Here is a 6587-nt window from a genome sequence, read left to right on the forward strand (position 1 = left end):
CCTATTTGATCCCGGCGCGCAGGAAGGCCTGGACGAACTGGCGCTGGAACACCAGGAACGCGATCAGCAGCGGCGCGACCGACATCATCGTCGCCGCCGAGATCACGCTGATGTCGACTCCGTTCTCGGGCGCGGCGAATATTGACAGCCCGACCGTCAGGGGGCGGGTGTCTGGCGAGTTGGTGACGATCAGCGGCCAGAGGAAGTTGTTCCAGTGGGTCGAGACCGAGACCAGTGCGTAGGCGAGGTAGGTCGGACGCGCCAGCGGCACGTAGACCCGCCAAAGGATCCCGAACCAGCCGCAGCCTTCGACCCGGGCGGCCTCGTGCAGTTCGATCGGCACGCCCTTGAAGGCCTGCCGCATCAGGAAGATTCCGAAGGCCGAGGCCATGTAGGGCATTCCGACGCCCAGCAGCGTGTCGAACAGCCCGAGGCGCGAGACCATGACGTAGTTCTCGACGATCAGCACCTCGGGCAGGATGAAGAGCTGCATCAGAACGAGGATGAACACCACGTCCCGCCCCGGGAACCGGACCTGTGCAAAGGCGAACCCGGCCAGGGTGGTGACGATGAACTGCCCGATCAGGATGATCGTCACCAGCAGGAAGGTGTTGAGGAAGTATTGCAGCCACGGCGCCCCGGCCCAGGCGATGCGGAAATTGTCCAGCGTCCAGGGCGCGGTGAGGTCGAAGCTGACCGCGTCCGAGGTCGTGTGGAACGCGGCCCAAAAGGCGAAGACGAGGGGTGAGATCCAAATCACCGCCAGCAGCAGCGCGCTGAGGGTCTCGATATGTCGGGAAAGGCCGCTCATTGGTAATGGGTCCGCTTGTCGAGGATCGTGAACTTGATGCCGGCGACGACGCCCAGCACTACCAGGACGAGGATCGTCATGGCCGCCGCCTGAGGCGCGTCGAAGAAGGCGAAGGCCATCTCCCAGATGTAGTAGAGGATCAGCTTCGAGGCGTCGTTCGGCCCGCCCTTGGTCAGGATGAACAGATGGTCGATCAGCTTCACCGAGTTGATCAGGGCGTTGACCATGATGAACAGCGTCGTCGGCATGAGCAGCGGCAGCACGATCCGGCGGGTATAGGTGAAGCGGCTCGCGCCCTCGATGTCGGCGGCTTCCTTGAGGTCCTCGGGAATGGTCTGGAGCGCGGCGAGGTAGAAGATCATGAAGAACCCCGCCTCCTTCCAGATCGTCACGATGATCACCGCCCAGAGTGCCGTCTCGGGCTGGCCCAGCCAGTTGACCGACGGCAGGCCGAATAGCGACCCGATCTGGTCGAGCACGCCCAGCCCCGGCGTGTAGAAGAACAGCCAAAGGTTCGCCGCCGCGATCATCGGCAGCACGGTCGGCGTGAAATAGGCGGTGCGCACGAAGCCCCGAGCCGGGATCTTCGAGTTCGCCCAGAGCGCCATGCCGAGCGCGATCGCGATCGAGATCGGGATCGTCGCGCCCGCGTAGATCAGGTTGTTCGTCACCACCTTCCAGAAAGTCGGATCGGCGAAGAGGTCGCTGTAGTTCTCGCCGCCGACGAATTCGCTGGGGCGCCGGCGCGTGCCGCGGCTGAACAGGCTGGTCCAGAAGGTCGCGATGGACGGGTAGAAGGCGAAGGCCGTCAGCAGGATCGCGGCGGGCGACAGCAGCAGCCAGCCATAGATGGCCTGCCTGCGGTATTCGATGTTCACGTTGTTCGCCATGGTCCTCGACCTTTCGCCCGTCGGATGCGGAGGCCGGGGCCGGCCTCCGCGCCGGGGATCAGCGGTAGTCCTCTAGCAGACGCTCGGCCGCGGCCTGCGCCTCTTCCAGCGCCTCTGCGGCGGGCTTCGCGTCGGTCAACGCCGCCTGGATGGCATTGTTGAGCCCGTCGCGCACCCGCGCCGTCTCGAAGGTCGAGAACTCGGCGACCGCGTTCTCGAGCTGGTTGCGCGCGACCAGGGCCGGCGGGAACTCCGATGTATAGGCCTGCAGCGCCTCGGTCTCGTAGGCGGCCGGCGAGACGCCCATGTAGCCCGTCGCGATCGACCATTCCGCCGCCTGTTCGGGCGCCGTCATGAACTTGATCAACTCGAGGGCGGCGGCCCGCTCCTCGTCGGTCGTGTCCGCGAAGATGTAGAAGTTGCCCCCGCCGGTGGGCGAGCCGGGCCGTTCGTTGGCCGGCAGTTCGGCCACGCCGAAATCGAAGCTGGCGGCGTCCTTGACCGCCGTCAGGTTGCCGGTGGAATGCCACATCATCGCGGCCTGACCTTCGAGGAAGGCCTGGCGCAGGGTGCCCCACTCGACCGTCCCGGCGGGCATGATGCCGTGCTCGGCGGAAAGCGACTTCCAGAACTCCAGCGTCTCGATCACGGCCGGATCGTCGAAATAGGTCTCGAGCCCGTCCGCGGACATCAGCTCCTTGCCGTTCTGGATCGCGAGCGCCTGGAACATCCAGTAGGGATAGCCCGTCGAGGGGATCATCAGCCCCCAGGTGTCCTCGTCGGTCAGCGCCTTTCCCATGCTGACCATCTCGTCCCAGGTCTCGGGCGGGTTCTCGGGGTCGAGCCCCGCCTCGCGGAACATGTCCTTGTTGTAGTAGGCCACGATGGTCGACCGCTGGAACGGGATGCCCCAGGTCTTCCCTTCGATCTCGCTGTTGGCCATCAGCGCCGGGTAGAAGCTGTCGAGCCACTCCTCGTCGACGCCCTCGATATCTTCGAAGGGGACGATCCGCTCCTGCTCAATCAGGTCGTAGGCGTCGATCGAGAACATGACCGCCAGCTGCGCCGGTTCCCCGGACGCGATCGCCGACAGCGCCCGCACGCGCGTGTCGTCGTAGTTCCCCGAATAGATCGCGTTGACGTCTATGTCGGGGTGCTCCTCCTCGAACTTCGCGACTATGCCGTCGACGACATCGGTGAGCGCACCGCCCACCGCGATCGGGTAGTACATCGTCAATTCGGTCTGGGCCGCGACGGGCGCGGCGATCAGCGTCGCCGCGATGGTCGCGAGACCGCTTGTCCTGATGGTCTTCATGATGTCCTCCCTAGACATGACCTTGGCCTTTCCCGCGCGGCGCTACGCCGTCGCGGTGTCCGGATGGCCCACCCGGTTTCCCTTCGCGTCGAAGAAATGCAGGTCCTCGTCCGCGAAATCGATCTCCAGCTTCTCTCCGGGCGGGATGTGTTTCAGCCCCGGCATCGAGACGGTCAGCCCGTTGGCGGCCGGGTGCGTCAGCCCGACGAAGGTCTCCGACCCGAGGAACTCGCATTCGGAGACGCGGCAGGTCAGCCGCCCCTGGCCCGCCTCCGCGACGCGCAGGCTTTCGGCGCGCAGCCCGACCTTCGCCGCCCGCTCGAAGCCCGGCACCGCCGCACCGTCGAGAAGCGCCATCGGCGGCGCGCCGACGAACTCCGCGACGAAGGTGTTCGCGGGCCTGTAATACAGATCCTCGGGCGCGCCGGTCTGCTGGATGTGGCCGTCCTTCATCAGCACGACCATGTCGGCCATGCTCATCGCCTCGGTCTGGTCGTGGGTGACGTAGATCACCGTGATTCCGAGATCGACCTGGAGCTTCTTGATGTCCTTGCGGACCGAGGCGCGCAGCTTGGCGTCGAGGTTCGAGAGCGGCTCGTCCATCAGGCACAGCGGCTGGTTGGCGACGATCGCGCGGGCCAGCGCGACCCGCTGGCGCTGACCGCCCGACAGTTCGCCGGGCTTGCGCGCCTCGTAGCCCAGCAGGCCCGTGATCTCGAGCGCGCGGCGCAGCTTCTCGCGCCGCTCGGCGGCTCCGACCCTGCGGACCTTCAGCCCGAATACGACGTTCTCGGCCACGCTGAGATGGGGGAACAGCGCGTAGGACTGGAAGACCATCGACAGGTTGCGCTCGGACGGGGCTGCCGTGGTCACGTCGCGGCCGTCGATATGGATGCGCCCCTCGTCCGGGAGTTCCAGTCCCGAGAGCAGCCGCAGCGTCGTGGACTTGCCGCAGCCCGACGGGCCGAGCAGAGCGACGAAGGATCCCCGCGGGATCGACAGGGTAATGCCTTCCACGCCGAGCTGTCCCTTCCAGCGCTTTGCGACGTCGTCGACGTGAACGAAGGGGTCTGTCATCGCGCGGGGTCCTCTGCGAAGGTAATCCGGCCCCCGAGCGCCTCGATCAGCGGGCCGTAGGTCTCGGGCGGCGGCTGGTCGCAGACGATGCGATCGATCTCGGCGATGTTGCCGCCCACGGCGGGTGCCAGTCGCCCGAACTTGCTGCGGTCGATGACGAGGATCGACTTGCGCGCGTTGCGCCACATCTGTTCCGTCGCCCGCACCTCGCTCTGGTGGAATTCGAGCAGCGCGCCCTCGCTGTCGACGCCTGCCGTTCCGAACACCGCGAACTCCGCCCGGAAGCGCGAGAAGAACTCCACCACCTCCTCGCCCACGAAATCGCGGTCGGGCAGGCGGATCTCGCCGCCGGGCAGGATGATCCGGTTGGAGATCTCCTCGCTCAGCGCCATCGCCGCGCTCAGGTTGTTGGTGATGACCGTCAGGCCCTTCCTGCCGCTCAGCGCCCGCGCCACGCTCAGCGCCGTCGAGCCGATAGACAAGAACAGCGTGGCCCCGTCCGGGATCATCGCCGCCGCGCGCCCGGCGATGGCGCGCTTGCCCAGCAGGTTGGTGCCGGCGCGCTGGTCGAAGGGCGTGTTCCGGCTGCCTTCGGCAAGTTCGATGCGGCCATGGCCACGCTGCAGGGTTTCGTCGGCGGACAAGGTGTCGAGATCGCGCCGGATGGTCTGGGTCGAGACGCCGAACATCTCGGCCAGCGCACCGACGCTGACCCCCCCTTTCTCCTGGACGACCTGACGGATCAGATCGCGTCGCGTGACCTTCTTCGAAGCCATCTCCGCCCCTCGCAAGCTGTGTCGAGTGTTCACGAGTCAAAGCGACAAAGCAACACTCTTTTCCAACATTGTTCTGGAAGAAAGTTACATACGGACGTCACGCTTCCCTGTCATCGGAGGAGGGGCCAGCGCTTTCAGATCGTCAAATGCCTCGCACAGATGACTTCCAGGCCTCGTCCCGGCAGGAATGTACGTTTGTCGCTTTATTCTTCCAATACGTGTCGTTTCCGGTAACGTGACCGCGGCGTGCGCGCCCGGTTTCGCATCGCGCGAGCCGTCGGAATCGAGGGAGCAAGGCATGGAAACAGTCGCCACGATATTCGACCGCTACGGGGCCATCGGCGCGCGCCTGCCCGCTGCGGGGCCCTGGCCCCGGACGCAGCGGATCGACTCCCTGGGCGATATCGTCGATGCGGGTCACGCCTTCGTGTTCGACGCCTACGGCGTCCTCAACATCGGGGACAGGGCGATCCCTGGCGCGTCCGAACGCCTGGACCGGCTTCGCAGCGCGGGCCGCCGGATCCGGATCCTCTCGAATGCCGCCAGCTACGACCATGCGGGCGCCGTCGCGAAGTTCGACAAGCTCGGGATCAGGGTCGAGGATGCCGAGATCGTCACCAGCCGCGACGCGACGCTGGCTCATCTCGACGATCGCCGCTGGGGCTGCATCGCCGCCCCGGCCGACGACCTGTCGGACCTGCCCGCCGGCGCCTACACCCTGGGGGACGATGCGGCCGGTTACGACCGCGCCGAAGGGTTCGTGTTCCTGTCAACGGAGACCTGGACAGGGGAACGGCAGACGCTTCTGGAGCGATCGCTTCTGGCCAGCCCAAGGCCGCTCGTGGTCGCGAACGCCGATCTCGTGGCGCCGCGCGAGACGGGCTTCTCGCTCGAGCCCGGTCACTTCGGCCATCTTCTGGCGGATCGCGGCATTGCCGGCATACGCTTCTTCGGCAAGCCCTTTCCGGAGGTCTTCGAGATGGTGGAAGCCTCGCTGCCCGGCATCGCGCCAGACCGCATCGTAATGTGCGGCGATACGCTCCACACCGATATCCTTGGCGCGGCGGCACGGGGCTGGCGGACCGTCCTCGTGGAGCGGGACGGCCTCTTCTCGGGCGAGGACGCGATGAGCTTCTGCGGGGCTGCCGGGATGTTTCCCGACTGGAGACTGCCACGCATCTGAAGTCCCGGGTCTCCCGGCCGGGCACGGCAAGCGGGTCCGGGCGTCCGACCGGCCTCGCCGAACGGATCGGGTCCGCAGGCGTGGTAGACGCGACGCGTCGATCCCCGGGCGCCCAATCGGAGGCACGGTTCGCCAGGTGCGCGAGGCCGGTCTCTGCGAGGGCAGGACCCCGAAGCCGGGATCAGACACGCACGTCCTTGTCTCCGCGGCACGCCGGTCCGGTACGCCGACCCACGAAAAAGAGGCGGCAGGGGCCGGGACCCGGTGGAGGGCCTGCGAAACCGAAACGCAGAGAGCTGTGCCAGGGAGTGTCCTTAACGGCAGCGTCCCGGGTGGTGGTGTAGGAAGCCGCGCGCGGAGCCTTCGGCGTAGCGCGGCGCGCGGCCGTGGGTGACGCTGGCGGTCATCGCCGATCTTCGGAGAAGGTTCGGGTTGCGAGACCTGGAAGCTGAGACGGAGATGAGGATGACCGAAGAGAGACTGGCGCTGATCGAGCTGGTTGAGACGCAGGCGGACGGAGACCTCGTGCGCGAGA

General features: G+C 66.6%; 6 protein-coding genes. 1 reads left to right on the plus strand and 5 read right to left on the minus strand.

The features are described 5' to 3' along the window. Position 1: 1 nt before the first annotated feature. From DR046_RS16200 to DR046_RS16220, 5 genes are read right to left on the minus strand one after another with little or no spacing between them, the layout of a single operon-like run. Positions 2-811 carry a carbohydrate ABC transporter permease gene (locus tag DR046_RS16200; RefSeq protein WP_115383432.1) on the minus strand — a complete coding sequence of 270 codons (810 nt, stop codon included), beginning with the start codon at positions 809-811 and terminating at the stop codon, positions 2-4. Further along, positions 808-1701, minus strand: a complete 894-nt coding sequence (locus DR046_RS16205) for a carbohydrate ABC transporter permease (RefSeq protein WP_115383433.1) — start codon at positions 1699-1701, stop codon at positions 808-810. Before DR046_RS16205 ends, DR046_RS16200 begins: the two co-directional genes overlap by 4 nt. A 58-nt stretch (positions 1702-1759) precedes the next feature. Then, positions 1760-3016 (minus strand): ABC transporter substrate-binding protein, encoded by a 1257-nt coding sequence (locus DR046_RS16210; protein WP_115383434.1) that lies wholly within the window; start codon positions 3014-3016, stop codon positions 1760-1762. A 42-nt stretch (positions 3017-3058) separates the two neighbouring features. Then, positions 3059-4093 carry an ABC transporter ATP-binding protein gene (locus DR046_RS16215; RefSeq protein WP_115383435.1) on the minus strand — a complete coding sequence of 345 codons (1035 nt, stop codon included), beginning with the start codon at positions 4091-4093 and terminating at the stop codon, positions 3059-3061. Further along, positions 4090-4869 carry a DeoR/GlpR family DNA-binding transcription regulator gene (locus DR046_RS16220; protein ID WP_115383436.1) on the minus strand — a complete coding sequence of 260 codons (780 nt, stop codon included), beginning with the start codon at positions 4867-4869 and terminating at the stop codon, positions 4090-4092. The genes DR046_RS16215 and DR046_RS16220 overlap by 4 nt, the downstream gene beginning before the upstream one ends. Positions 4870-5167: 298 nt before the next feature. Between DR046_RS16220 and DR046_RS16225 the strand changes: the two genes are divergently transcribed. Beyond that, positions 5168-6052, plus strand: coding sequence for an HAD-IIA family hydrolase (locus DR046_RS16225; protein ID WP_115383437.1), 885 nt, complete (start codon positions 5168-5170; stop codon positions 6050-6052). The last annotated feature ends 535 nt before the right edge of the window (positions 6053-6587 follow it).

Origin of the sequence: Jannaschia formosa, from assembly GCF_003340555.1 — a bacterium.
GTDB lineage: Bacteria > Pseudomonadota > Alphaproteobacteria > Rhodobacterales > Rhodobacteraceae > Jannaschia > Jannaschia formosa.